The 22,717-nt window shown below is 69.6% G+C and carries 18 protein-coding genes and 1 pseudogene; 11 read left to right on the top strand and 8 right to left on the bottom strand.

Going from position 1 to position 22,717, the window contains the following annotated elements:
* The first annotated feature begins 29 nt into the window (after positions 1 to 29).
* The 4 genes from ACOGI9_RS06690 to ACOGI9_RS06675 are packed head-to-tail and all read left to right on the top strand — an operon-like array spanning position 30 to position 5,218.
* Complete coding sequence (locus ACOGI9_RS06690) at positions 30 to 1,868, top strand: FAD-dependent oxidoreductase (RefSeq protein ID WP_419859084.1); 1,839 nt, start codon at positions 30 to 32, stop codon at positions 1,866 to 1,868.
* Positions 1,869 to 1,872: 4 nt separating this feature from the next.
* The gene (locus ACOGI9_RS06685) at positions 1,873 to 3,714 is read left to right on the top strand and encodes a 2-oxoacid:acceptor oxidoreductase subunit alpha (RefSeq protein ID WP_419859083.1); all 1,842 of its coding nucleotides are present in this window, start codon (positions 1,873 to 1,875) and stop codon (positions 3,712 to 3,714) included.
* Positions 3,711 to 4,784 carry a 2-oxoacid:ferredoxin oxidoreductase subunit beta gene (locus ACOGI9_RS06680; RefSeq protein WP_419859082.1) on the top strand — a complete coding sequence of 358 codons (1,074 nt, stop codon included), beginning with the start codon at positions 3,711 to 3,713 and terminating at the stop codon, positions 4,782 to 4,784. Before ACOGI9_RS06685 ends, ACOGI9_RS06680 begins: the two co-directional genes overlap by 4 nt.
* A 32-nt stretch (positions 4,785 to 4,816) precedes the next feature.
* The gene (locus ACOGI9_RS06675; protein WP_419859081.1) at positions 4,817 to 5,218 is read left to right on the top strand and encodes a VOC family protein; all 402 of its coding nucleotides are present in this window, start codon (positions 4,817 to 4,819) and stop codon (positions 5,216 to 5,218) included.
* On the opposite strand, the gene ACOGI9_RS06670 is transcribed toward ACOGI9_RS06675, so the two are convergent.
* On the bottom strand, positions 5,215 to 5,838 hold the full coding sequence (locus ACOGI9_RS06670; protein WP_419859080.1) for an aquaporin: 624 nt from the start codon (positions 5,836 to 5,838) through the stop codon (positions 5,215 to 5,217). The genes ACOGI9_RS06675 and ACOGI9_RS06670 overlap by 4 nt on opposite strands.
* 129 nt (positions 5,839 to 5,967) lie before the next feature.
* Here ACOGI9_RS06670 and ACOGI9_RS06665 point away from each other — a divergent pair, with 129 nt between their 5' ends.
* From ACOGI9_RS06665 to ACOGI9_RS06655, 3 genes are all read left to right on the top strand, one after another.
* On the top strand, positions 5,968 to 6,996 hold the full coding sequence (locus tag ACOGI9_RS06665; protein WP_419859079.1) for a proline racemase family protein: 1,029 nt from the start codon (positions 5,968 to 5,970) through the stop codon (positions 6,994 to 6,996).
* A gap of 60 nt (positions 6,997 to 7,056) precedes the next feature.
* Positions 7,057 to 7,302 carry a hypothetical protein gene (locus ACOGI9_RS06660; RefSeq protein WP_419859078.1) on the top strand — a complete coding sequence of 82 codons (246 nt, stop codon included), beginning with the start codon at positions 7,057 to 7,059 and terminating at the stop codon, positions 7,300 to 7,302.
* 111 nt (positions 7,303 to 7,413) lie between these two features.
* Positions 7,414 to 7,626, top strand: coding sequence for a hypothetical protein (locus ACOGI9_RS06655; RefSeq protein WP_419859077.1), 213 nt, complete (start codon positions 7,414 to 7,416; stop codon positions 7,624 to 7,626).
* A gap of 10 nt (positions 7,627 to 7,636) precedes the next feature.
* Here the strand turns inward: ACOGI9_RS06655 and ACOGI9_RS06650 are convergent, their stop codons facing one another.
* Entirely contained in the window at positions 7,637 to 9,907 is a 2,271-nt protein-coding gene (locus ACOGI9_RS06650) for a DUF6600 domain-containing protein (protein ID WP_419859076.1), read from the bottom strand.
* A 131-nt stretch (positions 9,908 to 10,038) separates the two neighbouring features.
* Positions 10,039 to 11,178, bottom strand: coding sequence for a TolB family protein (locus ACOGI9_RS06645; RefSeq protein ID WP_419859075.1), 1,140 nt, complete (start codon positions 11,176 to 11,178; stop codon positions 10,039 to 10,041).
* 211 nt (positions 11,179 to 11,389) lie between these two features.
* Between ACOGI9_RS06645 and ACOGI9_RS06640 the strand changes: the two genes are divergently transcribed.
* From ACOGI9_RS06640 to ACOGI9_RS06630, 3 genes and pseudogenes are all read left to right on the top strand, one after another.
* Entirely contained in the window at positions 11,390 to 11,932 is a 543-nt protein-coding gene (locus tag ACOGI9_RS06640; RefSeq protein ID WP_419859074.1) for an RNA polymerase sigma factor, read from the top strand.
* A pseudogene (locus tag ACOGI9_RS06635) lies at positions 11,929 to 12,588 on the top strand (methylated-DNA--[protein]-cysteine S-methyltransferase); the annotation flags it as partial. The gene ACOGI9_RS06640 and the pseudogene ACOGI9_RS06635, both read left to right, overlap by 4 nt.
* Positions 12,589 to 12,892: 304 nt before the next feature.
* Positions 12,893 to 13,405, top strand: a complete 513-nt coding sequence (locus ACOGI9_RS06630) for a hypothetical protein (protein ID WP_419859316.1) — start codon at positions 12,893 to 12,895, stop codon at positions 13,403 to 13,405.
* On the opposite strand, the gene ACOGI9_RS06625 is transcribed toward ACOGI9_RS06630, so the two are convergent.
* The 5 genes from ACOGI9_RS06625 to ACOGI9_RS06605 all read right to left on the bottom strand — a co-directional run bounded on the left by ACOGI9_RS06625 (position 13,318) and on the right by ACOGI9_RS06605 (position 21,830).
* Positions 13,318 to 15,456 carry a hypothetical protein gene (locus ACOGI9_RS06625; protein WP_419859073.1) on the bottom strand — a complete coding sequence of 713 codons (2,139 nt, stop codon included), beginning with the start codon at positions 15,454 to 15,456 and terminating at the stop codon, positions 13,318 to 13,320. The genes ACOGI9_RS06630 and ACOGI9_RS06625 overlap by 88 nt on opposite strands.
* A gap of 22 nt (positions 15,457 to 15,478) precedes the next feature.
* Complete coding sequence (locus tag ACOGI9_RS06620; protein ID WP_419859250.1) at positions 15,479 to 17,146, bottom strand: formate--tetrahydrofolate ligase; 1,668 nt, start codon at positions 17,144 to 17,146, stop codon at positions 15,479 to 15,481.
* A gap of 150 nt (positions 17,147 to 17,296) precedes the next feature.
* Complete coding sequence (locus tag ACOGI9_RS06615; protein WP_419859072.1) at positions 17,297 to 19,000, bottom strand: sodium:solute symporter; 1,704 nt, start codon at positions 18,998 to 19,000, stop codon at positions 17,297 to 17,299.
* Positions 18,997 to 19,164, bottom strand: a complete 168-nt coding sequence (locus ACOGI9_RS06610; protein ID WP_419859071.1) for a hypothetical protein — start codon at positions 19,162 to 19,164, stop codon at positions 18,997 to 18,999. The genes ACOGI9_RS06615 and ACOGI9_RS06610 overlap by 4 nt, the downstream gene beginning before the upstream one ends.
* Entirely contained in the window at positions 19,140 to 21,830 is a 2,691-nt protein-coding gene (locus tag ACOGI9_RS06605) for a PIG-L family deacetylase (protein WP_419859070.1), read from the bottom strand. Before ACOGI9_RS06605 ends, ACOGI9_RS06610 begins: the two co-directional genes overlap by 25 nt.
* Before the next feature lie 97 nt (positions 21,831 to 21,927).
* Between ACOGI9_RS06605 and ACOGI9_RS06600 the strand changes: the two genes are divergently transcribed.
* A complete protein-coding gene (locus tag ACOGI9_RS06600; RefSeq protein WP_419859069.1) occupies positions 21,928 to 22,659 on the top strand; it encodes a hypothetical protein in 732 nt (243 codons plus the stop codon).
* Positions 22,660 to 22,717: the final 58 nt, after the last annotated feature.

The following is a 22,717-nucleotide window of genomic DNA, read 5'->3' as shown; positions in this document are numbered from 1 at the left end:
TCGGGCGGGGTCGGCCCGAGGGAGAGACGGTGGAGCCAACGAACGTCGAGAATCCCGACTACTACCACAAAGTCGTGGATTGCCAGTGGGCCTGCCCGGCCCACACCAACGTACCGGGTTACATCCGCCTCATCGCGCAGGAACGGTACGACGACGCCTACATGCTCAACTGGGAGTCGAACGTCTTCCCGGGCATCCTCGGCCGGACGTGCGACCGCCCCTGCGAGCCTGCCTGCCGCCGCGTAAGGGTCGAGGAGAAGCCGGTCGCGATCTGCCGCCTCAAGCGCGTCGCCGCCGACCTCCGGGGCGACATCACGCCCCGCTTCCCGGAGATCCCGAAGCAGAAGAACGGGAAGAGGATCGCCTGCGTGGGCGCGGGCCCCGCGTCGCTGACCGTCGCCCGCGACCTCATGCCCCTCGGCTACGAGGTCACGATCTTCGAGAAGAACGACCGGCCGGGCGGCCTCATGTGGACGAACATTCCGCAGTTCCGCCTGCCTCCCGAAGTGCTGTGGGAGGAGATCGACTACATCCTCGACATGGGCGTGGACATTCGCTACAACGCGCCCGTCGAAAGCATGAAGTGGCTGCTGGAGCAGGACTTCGACGCCGTCTTCGTCGGCTCCGGCGCCCCGCGCGGCAAGGAGCTGCGCCTGCCGGGCCGGTACGACACGGACCACATCTACATCGGCATCGACTGGCTGGAATCCGTCGCCTTCGGGCACACGAACTCGATCGAGGAGAACGTGCTCGTCATCGGGGTGGGGAACACCGCGATGGACTGCTGCCGGACGTCGAAGCGGATCGGCGGCACGAACGTCAGGGTCATGGCCCGCAAGTCGAAGCCGTATTTCAAGGCCTCTCCCTGGGAACTGGAGGACGCGGAGGAGGAACTCGTCGACATCGTCGAGAACCACTCGCCCACGGAGTTCGTCGTCGAGGACGGCGTCCTGAAGGGGATGAACTTCGACATCGTCGAATGGCACGAGAACGATGAGGGGCGCCTCGTCTCTACGAAGCTCGACGAGGCGTTCTTCCCGGCGGAAGCCGTCATCCTCGCCATTGGGCAGGAGACCGCCTTCCCGTGGATCGAGGACGATGCGGGGATCGAGTTCAACAAGTGGCGCGAGGCGGTCGTCGACAAGACGACCTTCATGTCGACGCGCGAGGGCGTCTTCTTCGGCGGCGACGCGGCGTGGGGCCCGGAGAACATCATCTGGGCGGCCGAGCACGGGCATCAGGCGGCGATCTCCATCCACGCGTACTGTAACGGCGAAGATCTCCGGAAGCGCCCGCCCGAGCACATGAACCTCGTGAGCGCCAAGATGGGGCTCCACGAGTGGAGCTACTCGAACGACTACGAGTACGCGCACCGGCGGAAGATGCGGCACGTCCGTCTGGAGGAGCGTCTCCAGAGCATCGAGACGGAAGTCGAGGAGGGGTTCGACCTCGAGCAGACGCTGACCGAGGTCGAACGCTGCCTGAACTGCGACATTCAGACGCATTTTACCGGCAGCCTGTGCATCGAATGCGATGCCTGCATCGACATCTGTCCCCTCAGCTGCCTCACGATCACGCACAACGGGGAAGAGGCGGAACTTCGCACGCGGCTGACCGCGCCGGCCGAGAACGCGGAGCAGGACATCTACGTGTCGGAGCCGCTGCCGCAGACGGCCCGCGTCATGGTGAAGGACGAGGACCTCTGCATTCACTGCGGGCTGTGCGCGGAGCGCTGTCCGACGGCCGCCTGGGACATGCGGACCTTCGATCTGCTCAAGCCCTACGCGGGACAGGACGCGGAGCATCCCTACTCCGGGCTGGGCATCGAGGAGATGGCGCCGGGCGGCCTCGTTTCGGTGACTCCCTGACGGAATGGCCGACATGAAGGCGGACCGCGTGAACGACTTCGCGCTCAAGATCGGCACCGTGAACGGCACGGGCTCCGCGAGCGCCAACGGTCTCATCATGCAGTCGATCTTCCGGATGGGGGTCCCGGTGTCGGGGAAGAACGTCTTCCCCTCGAACATCCAGGGTCTTCCCACCTGGTACGAGATCCGCGTGAACCGGTCGGGCCACGTCGCCCGCACGCCGGACTTCGACCTCATCGTGGCGATGAACCCGGAGACGTACGCACAGGACATCGAGGAACTCGTCCCCGGCGGCTGGCTGCTGTACGACTCGAGCTGGCCCATGGCCGATACGCTGCGGCGCGAGGAAGTGACGTTCCTCGGCGTCCCGCTGGCCGAGATGTGCGTGAAGGCGTTCGACGGCGGACGCACGCGCATCCTGATGAAGAACATCGCCTATACGGGCGCCCTCGCCGCCCTCCTCGACATCGACATGGAGGTCATCCGGGGACTGCTCGAGGAAACGTTCGGCGAGCGGAAGAAGCACCTGCTCGATGCGAACTTCGAGGCGATCCGGCTCGGTTACGACTACGCGGCCGAGAACTTCGAGTGCCCCCTGCCGATCCGGCTCGAGGGCATGGATGCCACGCGCGACTCGATCCTGATCGACGGGAACACGGCGGCGGCGCTCGGCTGTGTCTATGCGGGCGCGACGGTCGCGGCCTGGTATCCGATCACGCCCTCGACCTCGCTCGTCGACGCCTTCACGGCCTACTGCCGGCGCCTGCGCGTCGAAGAGGACACCGGGCGGAGCACGGCGGCGATCCTGCAGGCGGAGGACGAACTCGCGGCGGCCGGCATCGCGATCGGCGCCGGGTGGGCCGGAGCCCGCGCCTTCACGGCGACGAGCGGGGCCGGGATCTCGCTCATGACGGAGTTCATCGGACTCGCGTACTACGCCGAAGTCCCCTGCGTGTTCTTCGACGTCGAGCGCGTCGGCCCGTCGACCGGGATGCCGACGCGCACCCAGCAGGGCGACATCCTTCTCTGCGCCTATGCTTCGCACGGGGATACGAAGCACGTCTGCCTCTACCCGAAGGACCCGGCGGAGTGCTTCGAGTTCAGCGTACAGGCGTTCGATCTGGCGGAACGCTTCCAGACGCCCGTCTTCGTGCTCTCCGACCTCGACATCGGGATGAACGACTGGGTCGTGCCCCGCTTCGAGTGGGACGACGGGTACAGGCCGGATCGCGGGAAGGTGCTCGACGCGGAGGCGCTCGCCGAGATCGAGACCTTCTATCGCTACCTCGACGTGGACGGCGACGGGATCCCGTATCGGACGATCCCGGGCGAGGATCCGAAGGGCGCCTACTTCACGCGCGGCTCCGGCCACACGAAGTACGGCAAGTACACGGAGGACCCCGACGAATACCAGGAGGTCATCGACCGCATCGCCGTGAAGATCGACAACGCGGCGGACGCGGTGCCTCCCCCGGAGATCCGCTCGCGTCCGGACGCCCGATACGGACTCATCACGCTGGGCGCCTGCGACGGCGCGGTGCGCGAGGCCATCGAGCGCATGGAGGCGGAAGACGGGCTCCGGCTCGACTACATGCGGATCCGCGGCTTTCCCTTCGCGCCCGAGGTCGCGCGCTTCATCGAGGCCCACGACCTCAACATCGTCATCGAACAGAACCGGGACGCGCAGTTGAAGTCGCTGCTCACGCTGGAGACGCCGGCCTCGAAGGACCGGCTGACCTCGGTCCTCCGCTACGGAGGGCTCCCGCTGAGCGCGCGCCACGTCATCGCGGGCGTGAAGGACCGCCTCGGCCTCGCGGCGGAGACCGCGGAAGGAGTGGGTACGTGACGCACATCGCCAAGCCGCGGGTCTTCCACCCGAGTCTGGAGAAGAACGAACTGGGGCTCACGCGCCGCGACTACGAGGGCGTGATGTCGACGCTGTGCGCGGGGTGCGGCCACGATTCCGTCACCGCGGCGCTGATCGAGGCGGCGTGGGAACTCGCGATCCCCACGCACCGGGCCGCGAAGATGAGCGGGATCGGCTGCTCCTCGAAGACGACCGCCTACTTCATGTCCGAGTCCCACGGCTTCAACAGCGTGCACGGGCGGATGCCATCGGTGGCGAGCGGAGCGAACGCCGCGAACCGCGACCTCGTCTATATCGGCGTCTCCGGCGACGGGGACTCGCTCTCGATCGGACTCGGGCAACTGTGCCACGCGGTGCGGCGCAACCTCAATCTCCTCTACATCATCGAGAACAACGGGGTCTACGGCCTCACGAAGGGCCAGTTCTCGGCCTCGGCCGACATGGGCTCGAAGTCGAAGCGGGGCGTGCCGAACGAACAGCCTCCCATCGACCCGGCCCTGCTCGGGCTCTCGATCGGCGCGACCTTCGTGGCCCGCGGTTTCTCCGGCGACAAGCAGCAGCTCGTCCCCATCATCAAGGCGGGGATCCGGCACCCCGGCCTGGCCCTGGTCGACGTCATCTCTCCGTGCGTGACCTTCAACGACCACGTCGGGTCGACGAAGAGCTACGCCTACACGCGCGAGCACTTCCGCGAAGCGGTCGAGGCCGCGTTCGTGGCCCCGAAGGACTTCGTCCCCCCCGCGGATGAGATCACGGCCGACATAGGGTCCGCCGATGTGCGCGATGTCCGCATGCACGACGGCAGCGTGATCCGCTTCCGGCAGGTGGAAGGCGACTACGACGCGACCGACAGGGACGCCGTGTATGGCTACCTGCGCGAGCGCCAGAACGCGGGGGAGGTTCCGACGGGTCTCCTCTACGTGGACCCGGATTCGAGGGACCTGCACGACGTGCTGGGAACGGTCGACCGGCCGCTGTGGAACCTCCCGTTCGAGGAGTTGTGCCCGGGAGCCGAGGCGCTGGACGCCCTGATGGAGAACTACCGATAGCGGCCGAGGAGCGGGCGGCCCGCTTCGAGGCGGTGCAGCCCGTGCTTCCGTCGCGGGACGTCGCCGCGGCGATCGGCTTCTACGTGGGACGGCTCGGCTTCGAACTCGCCTTCGCCGATTCGACCCGCGATCCGGGGTACGCCGGCGTGAGGCGGGACGGGATCGAGTTGCACATCCAGTGGCACGATGAGGAGGAATGGTCCCGCGTGGAGCGGCCCATGCTCCGCTTCGTCGTGCCCGCGGTCGAGGACCTGTTCGACGAGTATCGGGAACAGGGGGTCTTCCACGAGCGCACGGCCCTGCGGCGAACGCCCTGGGGCACGCGCGAATTCGCCTTCTACGACCTCGACATGAACGGACTCACCTTCTACCGCGGCCTCGCGGAGGGCGAGACACCGGACCCGCCCGAGGGCCAGGACTTCTCCGGCAGCTAGGAATCGACCCGGGTCGTCCGGCCGCCCGGGTCACACACGTACCGGGACAGGTGCGCGCCGATCAGGGCGCCGGCCACCGGGCCCCAGATGTAGGGGAGCGAGAGGGATCCGATCCCGAGGGCGACCGCGGGGTTGAGCACGCCGTTCGATCCGTGCGCGGCCCACGAGATCGCCACGACCAGCGCCGCGCCGATGACGGCGCCGGTCAGCCGGGCCGGGATCCGGCCCATGAAGACGGCCGCGATCGTGAAGGCGAGCAACGCGGCGCCCAGCAACTCGGCCACGCCGGTGCCGGCCGAAGCGTCCACGGGGAGCGGGACGCGGTCGGCGAACAGGGCGCTGCCGAGGGCGAGGGCCAGTCCGGCCCCCGCAAACTGCGCCGCGATGAACGAGCCGGCGTCCTTCGCCTCGAGCCTGCCGATCGACCAGATGGCGATCGTCACCGCCGGGTTGAGCAGGCAGCCCGAGACAGGCCCGAGCAGGTGAACCAGAACCCCCAGCGTGAGTCCCGCCATCGCTGGCGTCGGGATGGGAAAACCGGGGTTGTTGACGGAGATCGATACGGACAGCGCGAGCGCGAACGTGCCCACGAGTTCGGCGGCGACAGGCCTCGGCCTCATGCCTTCTCCCTGCTTGCGCGGTACGGCGAGCCGCCACCGGAGCGGACTTCGGCGGCGGGATGTAAGATCAGCGGCGCCAGCATACGACGATTCCGTCGCCGGGGGCCACTGCCTCACGGAGGAGTTCACATGACCTGGACCGCGCCCGAGCACTGGCTGCGCATCGAGACGATCGACGCTCACACCGAGGGAGAGCCGCTGCGCGTCATCGTGGCGGGCTTCCCGGAGCTGCAGGGAGACACGGTCCTCGCGCGGCGTCGCGTCGCGCGGGCGGACCACGACGAACTTCGCCGCGCGCTGATGTGGGAACCGCGCGGGCACGCGGACATGTACGGCTGCCTCGTGATGCCTCCCGTGCGGCCCGGATCGGACTTTTCCGTCCTTTTCATGCACAACGAGGGGTATTCGACGATGTGCGGTCACGGGATCATCGGCGTGGCGAAGATCGCCGTCGAAGCCGGCTGGATCGACGGGTCGGGCAGGGAGCGGCCCGTGGCGATCGATACGCCTGCCGGGCTCGTGCGCGCCACCGCAATCCTGGACGGCGAACGGGTCCGGGAGGTCCGGTTCGTCAACGTGCCTTCCTTCGCGCCCGCGCTTGGGCAGGCCGTGGAGGTCGAGGGGCTGGGCGCCGTGTCATACGACCTCGCCTTCGGCGGGGCCTTCTACGCCTACGTCGACGCGGACGCGCTCGGGCTCCCCCTCACCCCCGGCGGCGCGGCCGACCTCATCGACGCGGGTCGCCGGATCACGGGAGCGGTGTCCTCGTCCGCCGCCGGCGACATCGCGCATCCGGACGATCCCGATCTCGGGTTCCTCTATGGCACCGTCTTTACCGGTGCGGCGGCAGACGCCGCGCACCACTCGCGCCACGTCTGCATCTTCGCGGACGGGGAACTCGACCGAAGCCCGACCGGGACCGCCGTAAGCGGCCGCCTCGCCATCCTTGGCGCACGGGGTGAGCACTCCGGGGATTCGGAGATCATCGTCGAGAGCATCATCGGCGGCCGGTTCAGCGGGCGCGTCGTGGACACGACGTCGGTCGGCGGGCACGCGGCCGTCGTGCCGGAGGTGGGCGGCCGGGCCTGGGTCACGGGCCGCCACGAGTTCCTCGTCGACCCGGAGGATCCGTGGCGGGACGGCTTCCTCGTACGCTGAGGCGCCGGTTCCGCCGATGAGCCGGTTCGCACCCCGGATCCATCGCCCACAGGAGGCGACATGCCGCATATCGACACGGTAGATCCCGACGAAGCGGACGGGCTCGTCGCCCGCGAGTACGAGAAGGCCGTCCGCCGCGCGGGGCGCGTCTTCAACGTGATCGGCATTCAGAGCCTGAACCCGCCCGTCATGCGTGCCTCCATCCGGCTCTACGAGACGTTGATGCTGGCGCCGGGACCGCTGGGGCGGGACGTGCGCGAGATGCTCGCGACTGTGACCTCGCGCGAACTCGACTGCTTCTACTGAACGGAGGCGCACGGAGAGGATCTCCGTCAGGCCACCGGGGACGATGACCTGGCCCGCGCGATCCGGAGCGACTATCGGACGGCGGGACTCGATGCGAAGACACGCCGGCTGATGGACTATGCGGTGGCGATCACGCGCGAGCCGGCCTCCACGGCTCGGCGGGACATCGACGGGTTGCGGGAGGTCGGCTGGACCGACGCGCAGATTCTGACCGCGACGGAGGTCGTCGGCTTCTTCAACTACTACGTGCGCATGGTCGAGGCGCTCGGCGTCGAACCGGAGCCCGAGATGGAGCGGGACCCGGCCGTGTGGCCGGACCCCTGATCTCGGACTGCTAGCCTCCGGACCGGCCGCGTGCGCGGGCGGCGCCTGTCGACCGCGTGCTGCCGCCGGAGCGGCGGACCGCGCCCCCGGACCGGGACCCGCCGCCGGAACGACGGACCGCGCCCCCGGATCGGGACCCGCCGCCGGAGCGGCGGACCGCACCCCCGGATCGGGACCCGCCGCCGGAACGACTGACGGTGCCACTCGACCTCGACGGGCCGGGCGGCCGCACCGCCGGCCGCGGCGGCCGCGGGGCGGATTGCCGGGTCACGGGTCTCGTGGTGGACGACGGGCGGCGAACGGTCGGTCGGGAGGGCCTCGCCGTCGTGGGCCGCACCGCCGGTCGTGCCGGTGCGGAGCGCACGGTCGGTCGCGCCGGGTTGGACCGTGCCGTCGGCCGCGTCGCCGTGCCCCCCGTCCGCCGAACGGCCGGCGATTCCCGCGCCGTCCGCGGACGGACGATCCGACGAACGCCGTCGTCACCCGTCCGCGGGGATGCGCGCTGCACGCCGCCGGAGCCCGTCCGCGTCGTGGGCCGCACGGCGGGGCGTCTCGCGGTGTCGGATACATCCCGTGCCGTGGGTCGGCGGATCGCCGGGCGGGCGCCGGTTCCGGCCGCGGGCGGCGTCGCCCGCTGCACGCCGGCCCGCTGCGTCGCCCGCCGCACGCCGGGCTCCGTCGTTCGCTGCACACCGGCCCGCTCCAGCCGCAACGTGCCGGCCTCCGGCGACCGCGTGGTCACGCGGACAGGCGGTGAGCCGGCCGTCCGCGAGGTGCCGCTCGGCGCCCCTGCGGTCGCGTCGCGTGGGCGGGCCGACCGGCCATCGCGCCCTCGCAGCACGACGCGTTCGACCTCCCGCGGCAGACTCGTGCCGCGATCGATGAAGCCGTTCGCATCCACGGCCGTTCTCCCGTCGCGCGAGACCGCGCGCCGCAGGCTCGCCAGGGTCTGCGCGGGCCGCCGCCGCGCCTCGCGCCCGAGCAGGCGGGAGTCCGTCAGCAGCACGCCGCGCTCGACCGCCTTCCGCCCGCGACCGAAGTCCGAGCCGCTCACCGAGTAGAAGTGCTGTCGCCGGTGTCCGAGGCGGCCGTGCGGCAGGAAGGTCCAGTGCCGATAGCGCCCGAAGCCGCCCCCGATGTGTCCGTAGACCCCGAAGTGAAAGCCCCAGCTGCTCCCGTAGTAGTTCCGGTAGTGGCGCCAGTAGTAGCCCGATGGAATCCAGCCCGCGTAGCTCGGACCCCAGTACCAGTACACGTGCGCGACGGCGAAACGCTGGCCCGGGAACCAGATCCACCCCCAGTCGGGATCGAGGTCCCAGTACCCGTAGTGATAGGGCACCCAGCCCCATGGTTCGTACGAGACCCAGAACATCCCGCTGGGCGTGTGTCGCCAGCGCCCGTGCCGGTACGGCGCCCAGCCCGTCGACACGCGCGGCCGCCAGGCAACCCCCGCGTCGACGTGTACCCACGATCCGTGCCCGCCGAGCGAAGACGCGGCGTAGTGGAGATCCGGATCCACATGAGCCGTGTACTCGCCGGACACGTCGTCCCCGAGCCCCTGGCCCCACGCTTCCAGGCGATCGAGACCCGGGGCCGCCGCGAAGCGGAGCCGGTCCCCTCGCGCACCTTCGACGAAGAGGCTCTCTCCGCGGCGGACCTCGGCGAGTTCCGTCTCTGTCGTGACTTCCGCCAGCCCGTCGCGCACGACGACCTCGCTGCGGCGCTCGTCGTCGACCACGATCAGGAAGGAACCGGCTCCCCGCGGCCGGATCGTCGCGTTCGGCGTCACGACCGAGGGCCACTCGGAGTCCGGCGGGTTCGCGGCCACTACGAGTTGCAGCGACCCGCGCAGGAGTTCGAGGATGGATGCGGGATCGCTCGTATCCGGAGAGTTGGCGAGCGCGCGGAAGAGAAGTTCCGCCCGGTCCCCGATCCGAACGAGGTTCCCGTCGGCGAGCGAGATTTCGACGCGCGATTCGCCGGACGCGAAGATTCGGTCGCCGGCGAGGACAGGTTCGTTCACCGCGAGCTGAACGCGCTCCCGGGTGTCTCCCTGAATGAGCGTCGCGGACCCGTCCAGGGCACGGACGTATCCGTAGCTGCCGTCGATCCCGCTCTGCGCGATCGCGGCGTCATAGTCGATCGGGGTCCCCGCCTCCTGGGCGGAGACCGGGGGCGCGACGAACGAGGTGCCCCACGCCAACCCGACCGCCCACACCCGCCGCCGGCCCCGCAACCGCCGGGGCGCTCCGGAGTTTCCTGCCGCCTTTGCGAACCGCATCCCAAGCTCCCGTGTTTCCCGATCCCCGCCCCGGGCGGCCGGTTCGCCGCCGGGACTGTCTTCAAGGACTAGACGGTCCGCGGGCGAAGTCGGTCACCGGCGGTCACGGACAGCGGGTGCGGTGTCGCCACCTAGGGCAGATCGTCGATCCACTCCGCGATGAAGATGTTCGTGTTGCCCAGGTGGGATCCGTGCCGGTTCGATCCGAACACGAGATAACGGCCGTCCGGGCTGAACATCGGGAAGCTCTCGAAGTCCTCGCTGAACGTCACCTGCTCCAGCCCCGTGCCGTCCAGGTTCACGAGGAAGAGATCGAAATTGCGGCTGCGAGGATCGTCCTCGTTCAGGTTCGAAGCGAAGATCACCTTCTCGCCGCTCGGGTGGAAGAAGGGGGCGAAGTTCGCGGCCCCGTTGTCCGTGAGACGCACCCGGTTCGAGCCGTCCGCGTCCATCACGTAGATGTCGAGCACGCCGGGCCGGACGAGACCCTCGGCCAGGAGCGCCTGGTAGTCCCCGAGTTCCTCCTCGCTCTCCGGGTATCTCGCCCGGTAGACGATCTTCGATCCGTCCGGGGAGAAGAAAGGCCCGCCATCGTATCCGGGTTCGTTCGTGAGCTGCCGGACGTCGGAGCCGTCGGGGTTCATCGTGTAGATGTCCAGGTCTCCGTCGCGCGTCGAGGTGAAGACGATCCGCGACCCGTCCGGAGCGAGGGTCGCCTCCGCGTCGTAGCCGGGACTCGAGAAGATCGGCTGGACGTCGGAACCGTCCGGGTTCGCCGTGTAGATGTCGAAGTCGTAGAGCGGCCACACGTACCCGCGCCGCATGTCGGGCGGCGGAGGGCACTCGGGCGCCGCGTGATGCGTGGAACTGTAGACGATCCGCGAATCGTCGGGGAAGAAGTAGGAGCACGTGGTCCGGCCCAGCCCCGTCGAAACGAGCTGCGGGTCGCCGCCCTCGACCCCGATGGTGAAGATCTGATCGCACTCGTACTCGCCCTCGTGGCGGCGCTGGAAGATCAGCCGCTGTCCGTCGGAGGAGTAGTAGGCCTCGGCGTTCTCCCCCTCGAAGGTGAGTTGAGCCAGACTGGCGAAGCGCCGTTCTCCCGGGAGTGGATCGCGGATCACGGCGGCGTTCTCGGCGCCGTTCTCGTGGGTCGCGGCCTCGGCTTCCTCTCCGGCGTTACCGGCACAGGCCGTGGTGAGGACGGCGGCCGTGAGTGAGACCGCGATGCAGGTCGGGGACGATACGGGTCCGATATGTGCTGATTTCAAGAGAGCCTCGGTCCTGGCGGTTGGATGTCGGGCGGCGCCTTTGCCGCCGCTGTACGCTTCAAGCCTCCGGTGGGGCTTCGGGCCGACACGGTACGATTCACGCGCGCGCGCGGCCAGTTCACAGGGGGTCCCGTTTCACGGATTCCGGCACAGTACGTTCAATGGAGTGAGAACGAGGGAGAAGGCGGAGGACGAGGTGGAGTCAAGGCGCATGACCACAGCGGCTGAGCCGGAACGGCGGGTGAAGGACTGGTCCGAACGTTACGGCCCCGAATTGCGGCGCCATGTGGCCGCGATGCTGGGGGACGCGGAGGAAGCGGGCGATATCGTGCAGGACCTGTGGGTGGCGGCGCTCCGCGCGCGGCCCGAGGCGGGAGACGCCGTGAACATCCGCGCATGGTTGTATCGCGTCGCGACCCGGCGGGCGCTCGACCACCTGGCCACGCGCCGCCGGCGCTCGGCGTTGCTCGTGGCGCACGCGGACGAGGTGAGGCCCGCCTCCCTGGCCGCGACCGATGCCGCCGGCGGTCGGCTCTCCGAAGCCGCCGCGGCGCGCGTCCGGAAGGGTGTCGCGGCACTCCCCCGGCGGCAGCGGGACGCCGTCTGGCTCCGCTGGATCGAGCGGTTGGACTACGCGACGATCGCGCGCCGGATGGAGGCCTCCCCCGAAGCCGCGAGAGCGAACGTCTATCAGGGGATGAAGAAGCTGCGCCGCGACCTCGCCGAGGTGTGGCGCGAGGAGGGGCCGATATGATGCGACGTTGCACGACCTGTCACGAAGAAGACGTCATCGCCTGGGTCCTGGACGACCCGGATGCGGACGCCGCTCGGAAGCTCGCCGAACGCATGGCGGCGTGCCCGGTCTGCCGGGAGCGCGCGGTGGAGTACCGGATTCTGCATCTCTCCGCGGAGAACCTCCGAGATGGCCGGGTCATCCGCTGGCGCCGCTTCGGTTCGCCCTTCGGCGCCATGCGGGTCGCGGCGAGCACGGGTGGACTGGTCGCGCTCTCGTGGCAGGATGAGAGCGACGACGCGTTCGTCGCCGGCCTCGAGCACCGGTACCCGTCGACACCCGTGGTGCGCGATACCGACCGACTCGACCCCGCGGAAGAACAACTGACGGAGTACTTCGGCCGACGCCGCGCTCGGTTCGATCTCTTCGTCGACCTCGCGGGACTGGGAGACTTCCAGCAGGCCGTGCTGGACGCCGCCTCCGGACTCGAGTTCGGCGAGACGGTGACGTACACGGAGATCGCCCGGCGAATCGGCCGTCCGAAGGCATCGCGTGCGGTGGGCAACGCGCTCGGCCGGAACCCGATACCGATCATCGTGCCGTGTCACCGGGTCGTCCGGACCGACCGGACGCTGGGGGGATACACGGGCGGACTCCGCTACAAGCGCGCGCTCCTCGACATCGAGGGCCGGACCGATCTCCTCGGAGGGCCAGACCGAGATGCCGCTCGCCTGACCCGCCGGGAAGCGGGAACTCCGACGGGTGCCGCCGGTACGTCAAGGGATGGGATCCCGGCGCCGTGCCTGCACGCGGCCGCCGGAAGGGGGAGGCCTTCACGGGAGCCGCAGCCATGTCCACTTCTTCGAGAGCCGTTGCCGCCATTGGCGGTCTGTGCCTGCTCATCGCCGCCTCTGGCGGTCCGCGTGAAGCCAGCGAAGAGGCGTCCGGGCTCACCGCGGCGCGGACAGGGGCCGTCCCCCATTGGCTCGCCGCGATGTCGTCGCGGATCGAGCCCGCCGTGCTGGAGGCCCGACGGATCGAGGGGCACCTCGCGACGTCGAGGAGGCGCTGAGGCGAAAGGCGACGGACGCCCTGAGCGCCGCGCAGCGGGAGCGACGGAACACGGCCCTGAACTGGCTGCGCGAGTACCGGGAACGAGGGGAGTTCCCGCACAACCATACGCACGCCGGCGGCCGCGTACCCGTCTTCGTCGACGAACACGGGACGCCGTGCGCGGTGGCCTACCTGCTTCAGAGGTCCGGTCGCGAGAACCTCGTCCGGGAGATCGCGGGCGCGGACAACAACGTGTACGCGTGGGAACTCGCCGATGACGGGCGCTTCTCCGAATGGCTCGACGAGATGGGTTTGACGCTGGAGGAAGCGAGGATCCAGCCGAACTACGCCGACTACTGCCTCTGCATCGTGGCTGAGGCGTCCCGTACGTGGCGGTACGTCACCCCGTTCACTCTGCTGTCGTCGCCGGTTACGTCGTGAATGGCGCGACGCAACCGGAGGCCTGGGAGAGGACCGCCGTGGGCGCGCTCAATGGAGCCTTTGCCGTGGCGCACGCGGCCCTTGCGGTCAACGCGGCGCGCGAGTGGGAAGATTCGAGCATAGGGGCAGCAGGCTCCACCTTCGCCAACTCCGCGTTGGCGTTGGTGTCCGGATACGTCGCGTGGACCTTCCTTCGGCCCCGTCGGGATGAGCCTTCGACCGAGGGGCCCGGATCTCCAGCCCGTCTCCGCCTTCCGCGGCCTGCGGCGGGGGCCTGGGGCTGCAGGTGCGCCTGGTCCACTGCGCCTGCCGGACGAGTCCAGGCGGCGCAGGCCGAGGCCTTCGGGACCGCCCACGCGGACCCGCAGCGCCCGGCGTTCGCATTGTCCGAGGGCCTCCAGGTCCCCCAGCGCCTGCGCCCGGATCAACTGGCGGAAGCTGAACTCCGTCTCGGGGACGTGGAGGTGCTCGCCGGCGTCGTCGACGAGTTGCAGAAAGACGCCGTTGTCCGCGCCGCCCTTGTGCAGCTGTCCGGTCGAATGCAGGAATCGCGGGCCATGGCCCAGCGTCGTCGTCGCCCCCGTGGTTCCCGCGAGGGCCGCGCGCAGTGTGCCGAGCAATCCCTCCTCCTCCTCGCCCCCGGGGAGGAACGCCTGCACGGCGATGTAGTCCGTCGGGGTCACCCCGGCCAGGAAATCCCCCATCCGCTCGCGGATTGCATCCAGATCGGGCGGCACCGGCGTTCGGGGCGGGGCGTGTCCGAACTGCGGCAACTCCCATACGAGGTCGATCTCGTCCGCGTCGGAGACCTGCGCGTCTTCCGCCGGCTCCGCGTCCACCGCGCTGCCATCGGGTGCGCCTTCGCCCGCCATCGCCCGACGCGCGAGGCGCTTGGCGAGCTGTACGTCCGGCTGGTTGAAGGGATGGATGCCGAGTGCGGCTCCGGCCATGGCCACGCCCACCTCCCAGACGAAGAAGAGCGCGCCGAGTTCCTCGGGCCGTTCGAGCCGGATGCGGAGCGTCGGGTGGCCGGCCGCCTCGAGCGCGTCGAGGAGCCCGGGCGTCTCGTCCGCCTCTCCCCATTGCTCCGCTTCGCGCGCCGCGTCACCGCCGAGGAGAAGGCCGACAAACACCCGGTCCTCGCCGTATTCGTCCGGCGGCCGCGACGGCTCGGCGACGACCGGGACGATGCCCCGACCCTCCTTGCCGGTGCTCTCGGCGAGGAGTTGCTCCGCCCAATCCGGAAACGCCTCCCAATCGGACGCCGCGAGGAAGGTGACCTTGTCGCGCCCCGCGAGCGCCAGTTCCCCCAGCGCCGCCCCGAGGAGGAAGCCCGGGTTGTGGTGGGCCTCGTCCTTGGAGCTGTCCGCGGCCTCGGTCGCCTCCGCGAGAAGCGCGGCGACATCGGCCCCCGTGAGCGCCGCCGGGACCAGGCCGAACGGGCTCAGGGCCGAGAAGCGGCCGCCCACCTCGGAGGGCGCCTCGAACACGGCTCGGAATCCCCGCTCCCGGCCGAGTTCGGCAAGGGGGGACCCGGGGTCCGTGACCGCGATGAAGTGCGCGCCGGGGTCTTCCACGACTTCCGCCGTCCGCGACCAGAAGTGGCGGAAGAGCGACAGCGTCTCGACGGTCGTGCCCGACTTGCTCGAGACGACGAAGATCGTGTTCGCCGGACGCAGCCACTCCAGGTCGCGGAGCGCCCCGGGGTGCGTGGTGTCGACGAGCGTGAGCGGCAGCCCCTCGCCCGGCATCGTGCGCGCGATCACCTCGGGCGCGAGGCTCGAGCCGCCCATGCCGAGCAGCACGAGATCGGTGAACCAGAAGGGCACGTCCGCGCGCAACTCCTCGAGCGGGCCGAGCGCGGCGGGAGACGTCTCCGGAAGGTCCAGCCAACCGAGCCGGTCGGCCAGTTCCGGCGTATCCGGATCCGCGCTCCACAGCGTCGGATCCCGCCGCCAGAGCCGCGCCACCGCGTCCTCGGCGGCCCATTCCCGGAGCCGGCGCTCCACGCCCTCCGTGTGGGCGCCGGCGGAGAGATCGATCTCGATCATCGTCTCGGGCGTTTCAGGCGGCTCAGAAGAGCCCGACCACGCTCCCGTCCTCGACGATCCGGATCCCCTCCGCGGCGGGCACGCGCGGAAGCCCCGGCATCGTCATGACGGTGCCGGCTCTGGCCACGACGAAGCCCGCCCCCGCGGAGGGGCGCACGTCCTGAACCGTGATGCGGAAGCCGGTCGGCCGTCCGAGGCGCCCCGGGTCGTCGCTCAGGCTGTTCGGCGTCTTCGCGATGCAGACGGGCGTGTCCCCGAGCCCGGCCGCCTCGAGTTGCCCGATGTCCTTCGAGGCCCGCGCCGCATAGTCGACCCCGTCCGCTCCGTACACCTTCCGCGCGATCGCCTCGATCTTGTCCCGGATCGAAGCCGTCGCATCGTATTTCGGCGCGAAGGCGGCCGCCCCCTCGTCCAGCGCCGCCAGCACCGCGCGGGCCAGGTCCTCGCAGCCGGCGCCGCCCAGCGCATGGCCATCGGAGCGGGCCCAGGGCGCGCCCAGATCCTCGCACGCCGCGGCCACCGCCGCGATCTCCTCGTCCGAATCCGTGCCGAACACATTGATTGCGACCACCGGCTCGATACCGAAGCCGCGGATGTTCTCCACGTGCGCGCCGAGGTTCGCGAGTCCGCCGCGGACGGCGTCGGGATCCGGCGTCGAGAGCGCCGTGCGGTCGCCCCCGCCGTGCAACTTGAGGGCGCGGATCGTGGCCACGAGCACGGTGGCCTCCGGGTTCAGTCCGCCCGTCCGGCACTTGATGTCGAAGAACTTCTCGGCCCCGAGGTCCGAACCGAACCCCGCCTCCGTGATCACGATGTCGCCGAAGGCCAGTCCGGCCCGCGTGGCCATGAGCGAGTTGCAGCCGTGGGCGATGTTCGCGAAGGGTCCGCCGTGCACGAAGGCCGGCGTGCCCTCCAGCGTCTGAACCAGGTTCGGTCCGAGCGCCTCCCGCAGGAGCAGGGTCATGGCGCCCGCCACATTCAATTCGCGCGCCCGTACCGGCTCCCCGCCGTAGTCATATCCCACGATGATGCTGCTCAGCCGCATTTCCAGATCCTCGAGGCTGGCGGCGAGGCAGAAGATCGCCATCACCTCCGAGGCCGCCGTGATCATGAAGCCGTCCTCGCGCGGAACCCCGTTGATCCGGCCCCCCAGCCCGACGACGATGTTCCGAAGCGCCCGGTCGTTCATGTCGACGGCGCGCCGCCAGGTGATCTGGCGCGGGTCGATCCCGAGGCGGTTCCCCTGCTGCAGATGGTTGTCCAGCGCCGCCGAGAGGAGCGCGTGCGCCGACGTGATCGCGTGCAGGTCTCCCGTGAAGTGGAGGTTGATGTCCGCCATCGGGATCACCTGCGAGTATCCTCCGCCGGCGGCGCCGCCCTTGACGCCGAACACCGGGCCGAGGCTCGGCTCGCGAATGCAGAGGACGGAGTTGGCCCCCACGCGGCGCAGGCCGTCGGCGAGCCCCACGGAGACGGTCGTCTTGCCCTCGCCCGCGGCCGTCGGAGTGATGCCGGTGACGAGGACGAGGCGACCCGATCCGGGCTCACGCTCGAAGATGGACTCCGGGTCGACCTTCGCCTTGTAATGGCCGTAGGGCACGAGTTCATCGAGGCTCAGCCCGATCTTCTCCCCGATCTCGCCGATGGGCCGGGGCGTCGCGGCCTCGGCGATCTGAACGTCCGTGAGCATCCGTGTCATCCCGATAAGGTTCGATGAGGTTTCCGTGAGCCGTCCCCGGAAGGGATCCGGGGTGGCGTCGGCGTTTTTCCGAGCGGAGACTCTACCGCCCGCGCCGCCCGCTGAAAACCGTAGCGCGGATCGTGCCCGTCGCGAAGTCCCTCAACCCGCCGAGGCGGCGGACCTCCGCGGCGCCTGCGGCTCACGACTGCGAAGCGCGAGGCCCACCGCAAGAACCGCCAGGGTCCCCACGACGTTGTACCACAGCCACGCGATCTCCGTGAAGCGCGACACGGCGAGCACCGCGAGCATGGCGGAGATCAGCCCGTAGAAGGCCCCCGCGGCGGTCGCCCGCTTCACCAGGAAGGCGAGGAGGAAGACGCCCAGGAGCGCGCCGTAGAAGATCGAGCCGACTTCATTGACCGCTTCGACGAGCGACCCCAACTGGCCTGCGTAAAGTGCGAAGAGCACGGCGAACCCGCCCCACCCCAGCGTGGCGAGCCGCGAGACGAGAAGATAGTGGGCGTCCGTCCCCTCCGGCTTCACGTGCCTCCGATAGAAGTCGATCACGGTGGCGCTGGACAGGGCCGTGAGTTCGGAGTCCAGCGAAGACATCGCGGCCGCGAAGATGACGGCGATCAGCAGTCCCAGGATACCGGCGGGGACATAGGAAATGAGATAGGACGGAAAGACATAGTTGACATCGTTCGACGAAGAGCCGCGCACCTCGGACACGAGCGACTTCGACGCCTCCCTCAACCGCTCCAGTTCGTCATCGAACCCGGCGATCCGGCGTTGGAGCGCTGCGGGGTCTTCGCCGGAGCGGCGGGCCTCCAGCACCGCCAGCGTGCTTTCGCGGCGCAACTCGTGCGTCCGTTCGTGCTCCGCCTCCAGCTCGGCGAAGGCGCCGGCGCGGGGACTTTCCCGGACCATGGCGGCCTCCGCCGAATTGAAGACGAGCGGGGGGCGCTCGAAGTGATAGAAGACATAGAGGAGGACGCCGATGGCGAGGATGAAGACCTGCATCGGAACCTTGACGAACGCGTTGAAGATGAGGGAAAGTCGGCTCTGGCGGAGCGAACTCGCCGTGAGGTAGCGCTGGACCTGACTCTGGTCGGTCCCGAAGTAGCCCAGGGCGAGAAAGAGTCCTCCAATGAGTCCGGACCAGAGCGTGTAGCGATTCGTCGGATCCCAGGAGAGGTCGATGCTGCGCCACATCTCATGGATCCCGCCGATATACGCCACATCGCCGACGCCCACGCCCTCCGGCAGCGTCGAGAAGAGCACCGCGATCGCGATCCCGATGCCGGCGAACATCACGATCATCTGCAGCACGTCCGTCCAGATGACGGCCGTGATGCCGCCCATGATCGTATAGGCCACGGTGATCAGCCCCATGACGAGAATCGTCACGCGTTCGTCCCAGCCCATGATGACGGAGAGGACGATGGCCGGGGCGTAGAGGACGATCCCCGCCGAGAGTCCGCGCGATACGAGAAAAAGAAAACTCGTCAGCGACCGCGTTCTCGGGTCGAAGCGGCGTTCGAGGTATTCGTAGGCGGTGAAGACCTTCGAGCGATAGAAGAAGGGGACGAAGACGACGCAGAGAATGACCATGGCGATCGGCTGGCCCAGATAGAACTGGACGAACTCCATGCCGTCGTCGAAGGCCTGACCGGTCGTGCCGATATAGGTGATCGCGCTCGCCTGCGTCGCCATCACGGAGAGGCCTATGGCGCCCCAGCCCAGCCGGCGGTTGGCGAGAAAGAAGCCCTCGACGCCGCGGTTCTTCCGGCTCTGCCGCCAGGCGAAGGCGACGACCGCGCCGAAATAGACGGCAAAGACGAGCCAGTCGAGGCCGCTCACGGCACGCCGAAGTCGAGCAGGCGCGTGGCGAGATAGAGGAGGAGGATGAGTCCGGCCGTATAGACGACCACCGACACATAGAGCGCGCGCCAGCTACGGAACGGACCGATCCGGCCCTCCTTCTCGTCCCGGTGCTCCGTCACGGTGCGGCGATCTCGCGCCATCGGCTCCCGTCGAGAGAGAGCAGGTTCGCCCATAGACGAAAAGCGCCCGGCACGCCCGCGCGCAGCTGCCGGAAGAAGGAGAGCGATGTGTGTATGTAGAGTCCGCGACCCACCGGGGCGGCGAGCAGGCTGCCGCGATTCGGCGGTTCTCCCGTGTCGGCCATCTCCAGCGGCGCCTGGTACCTCTCGTCCCACGCATCGGGAAAATACAGTCCGCGCTCCTGCACCCAGCCTTCGAAGTCGGCCGGGCCGAGGCGGTTGGGCTCGACGAGCACCGGCGCACCCGGGGCGGCGAGCGTGACGGGGGCGTTCTCCTCGGTGACGCGGGGCGCGGGGCGGCCGATCGCGATCGGGTACGGCGCGTACGCCCCCTGGTTGAACTCGTAGCGGTTGTACTGGACGACGACGGTGCCTCCGCGCTCCGCCCACGCGAGCAGCTCCGCGTTGGCCGCAATGAGGTCCTCGCGCACCTCGTAGGCACGGATCCCGAGCACGATCGTATCGAACTCGTCGAGCCTCTCGGCCTCCCAATCTCCCGGTTCGATGAGTTCGACGTCGAGCCCGAGCTGCCGGATGGCTTCGGGTCCGTCGTCGCCGGAACCCATCACGTATCCGATGCGCCGGTCCGCGACCCGAACGGGGAAGCGCACGATCCGCACCGCCGCGTCGCCCGTCAGGAGCCGCGGCTCGATGTGCGGATAGTCGATCATCGTTGCGTGCGTGGCGGGAACCGCGGCTCCGGCGATGCGGATCCACGGCCGGGCGAAGAACTCCCCTTCCGCCTCTCCCCCCGGGGGCTCGACCGTGAAGCCGACCGTCTGAACCGCTCCTTCTCCCGCGAGTTCGAACGCCGTCGTGTCGGGCGCCGCGCTCCATCCGGGCGGCAGGTCGAGCCCGATCTCTCCGGCTGTCGCATCCCTGGCGAAACTCGAGATCCGGAAGGCGATGACGCGTGAACCCTGGCGGCCGCCGGGCCAGATCAGCGTAGGCGCCGTCGCCTCGACCGATATGCGCGGCGCCACCTGGAGCGGTCGCCAGCCTTCTCCCGTCACGCCATCCACGGTCCGATGACGCACCGGATCCGTGACCTCGATGTCGAATCGCTCGCCCGCCGCCGACACGACCGCGGCGACGCGGCCGAGAAGGGGCGGAGGCCGGAACGGGAGCGCGCGCAGGTCGGGCTCCGCCGGCCATTGGTACAGGTCGCCGTCCCGCGGCTGTTCGAGGAACCACGGGGAGGCCGGCGGCGCGTCCGCGGGCACCGTGACGGCGTAGCGCCACATCCCGAGTTCCCCCGGTTCGATCCGCGCCCGGGCCGACGGGTCGAAGACGACATCCGCCTGTCGGAAGAAGCGGGCGAAAGGACCCGCATCATCGGGCTCCGTCTCGACGTCCGGGCCGATGCCCTCCACCGACCACCCGGGGGGAACCTCGATGACCGGCGGGTCGAGTTCCAGGGAGGCACCGGCTCCGCTCGAGACGCGCGCCTCGACGAGTACGGTTTGTCCCGGGACGAGTACATCGTCCCGCGCCCGCAGTTCGACCCGCACTCCGGCCACCGCGAGGATCGCCCGCATCAGCAGGTGCGCGCGGCGGTCGAGTTCGCGCCGCAACTCGCTCTCCCCCGCGGGGCGCGCGGCGGCGCGGAGCCGTTCCAACCGCCCAAGCGCGTCGGCGAGGAAGGGCAGCGCGGTCTCCGGCCTCGTCGCACTGAGCGAGCCGCCGGCGCGGCCGATCGCGTCGCGGTAGGAACGGAGATCCGCCTGCGCGGTCTCGCCGAGGTCGGTCGCCAGGCTTGCCAGCGTCGTGTCGACCCCCGCCCACAGCGGCTCCGTCGGAGAGCCGCCGACCCGCGAGGACACAAGCGAAAGCCGTGTGACGCGGGGACCGAGCGGCAGGGCCGTGCCGAAATCCTGCGAGCGGTGCTGGCTGCGGCTGTCCATCGCGACCTGGTGGTGCGTGAGGCCGAACAGGGGATCGAGTGCGCCCGTCTCGATTTCGATCGCGGTGGCGTTCAGTTCGAAGAGGGGTCGGCGGTACAGTTTCAACGGCGCCCAGGGTGCCGCGCCCGCCGCGATCTGTTCCGGGAAGCGCGTCGCGTCTCCGGCGGCGTCGAAGGCCTCTCGCGTGAGCAGGCCGGATACCTGGTGGTGCCCGTGGCCGTCCCGCTCCGTTCCGCTCCACATCGAGATGAGCACATGCGGCCGGAAGCGCCGGATGGTCCACACCAGATCGGAGAGGACGCGCTCGCGCGGCCACTTCTCGAAGGTCTCCTCCGCCGTCTTCGAGTAGCCGAAGTCGAACGCGCGGCCGAAGAACTGCTGCGCCCCGTCGATCGTACGGGCGGCCAGCAGTTCGCCCGAGCGGATGATGCCGAGTCCCTCGCCGAGTTCGGTGCCGATGAGGTTCTGGCCTCCCTCGCCCCGCGTGAACGAGAAGTAGGCGGCTTCCACGCCCCATCCGCGCGCGAGCGTGGTCAGCAGAGCGGTATCTTCGTCGTCCGGGTGCGCCGCCACGACGAGGACCCTCTTTACTCCATCGAGCTGCCGGAGGATGAGTCCCGTTTCGATCGCGCCCGGGAGGCGCGACCCCTGTGCGTGTGCGAACGCCGGGAGCAGGCACGACGCCAGAACGGCGATCGCGGCGGATATCGATCGAGGTTGCATGGGCGGGAAGCTATGCCCGCGCGGTGGCCGCAGAAAGCGGGGGGCCTTACGTCTATTGTTTGCCCTACAGTTGACTCGCGGTGCACCGCCGGAGATTATGGATCATTCCACACCGCAAACACGCGCCGGCCGCATCTATCGTCCGGCGCACCGCTCCGCTCGAGGAGGCATAATGAACGAGAACGTGATGGAATTCATAGAACTGGAGCTGAAAAAGGACCCCGGCGTCTCGAACGCGACGCTCTTTGAAGGGGCGAAACTCATAGACAGGACCATCGCGAAGCTGAACCCGCGGCAGTTCCACGCGAAGTATCCGCTGCAGGTCAAGCGTCGTCTGGCGGGGGCCGGCTCCGGGCGCGCGGTTCGGGCGCCGGCCAGGGCGAAAGCGGCGCGGCGACCGCGGGCTTCGAAGGGAGATGCGGATGCGGTGCTGGCGTATGTGACGCGCGTGCTCAAGAGAAACCCGGGGGTCACGAACGCGGAGTTGTTTGCGGGCGCCTCCAAGATCGACGCTTCGGTCGCCAAACTGTCGCCCCGACAGTTCCATGCAAAGTACCCGCTCCAGGTCAAGCGGCGCCTGGCCGCCGCGGAGGCTCCGAAACCCGCCGCGCCGGCGGTGGCGGAGCCCGCGCCGGCGGCAGCGCCGCCGCCCGCGCCCCCGGCGGCCGCGCCCCCGGCGATGGGAAGCGGGGATGCGGCCGCGGTCCGCGGACTGCTTCTCAGCCTGGTGAGAGAGTTGGCCAACGCCGGGACGCAGGCCGAGACGATCGAGGTCATGGCGCGACTGGACGGTTATGTGAGCGACGTCATGCAGGCGGCTCGAAGCTGAGCCCCGGCGACCGGCCGGCGCCGCGCCGGCGGTCCCCTTCGCCGAAGTCCCCGGGAGC

It is taken from the genome of Candidatus Palauibacter irciniicola (assembly GCF_965208695.1).
Lineage (GTDB): Bacteria > Gemmatimonadota > Gemmatimonadetes > Palauibacterales > Palauibacteraceae > Palauibacter > Palauibacter irciniicola.
This window is presented reverse-complemented; position numbering and strand designations above follow the sequence as displayed.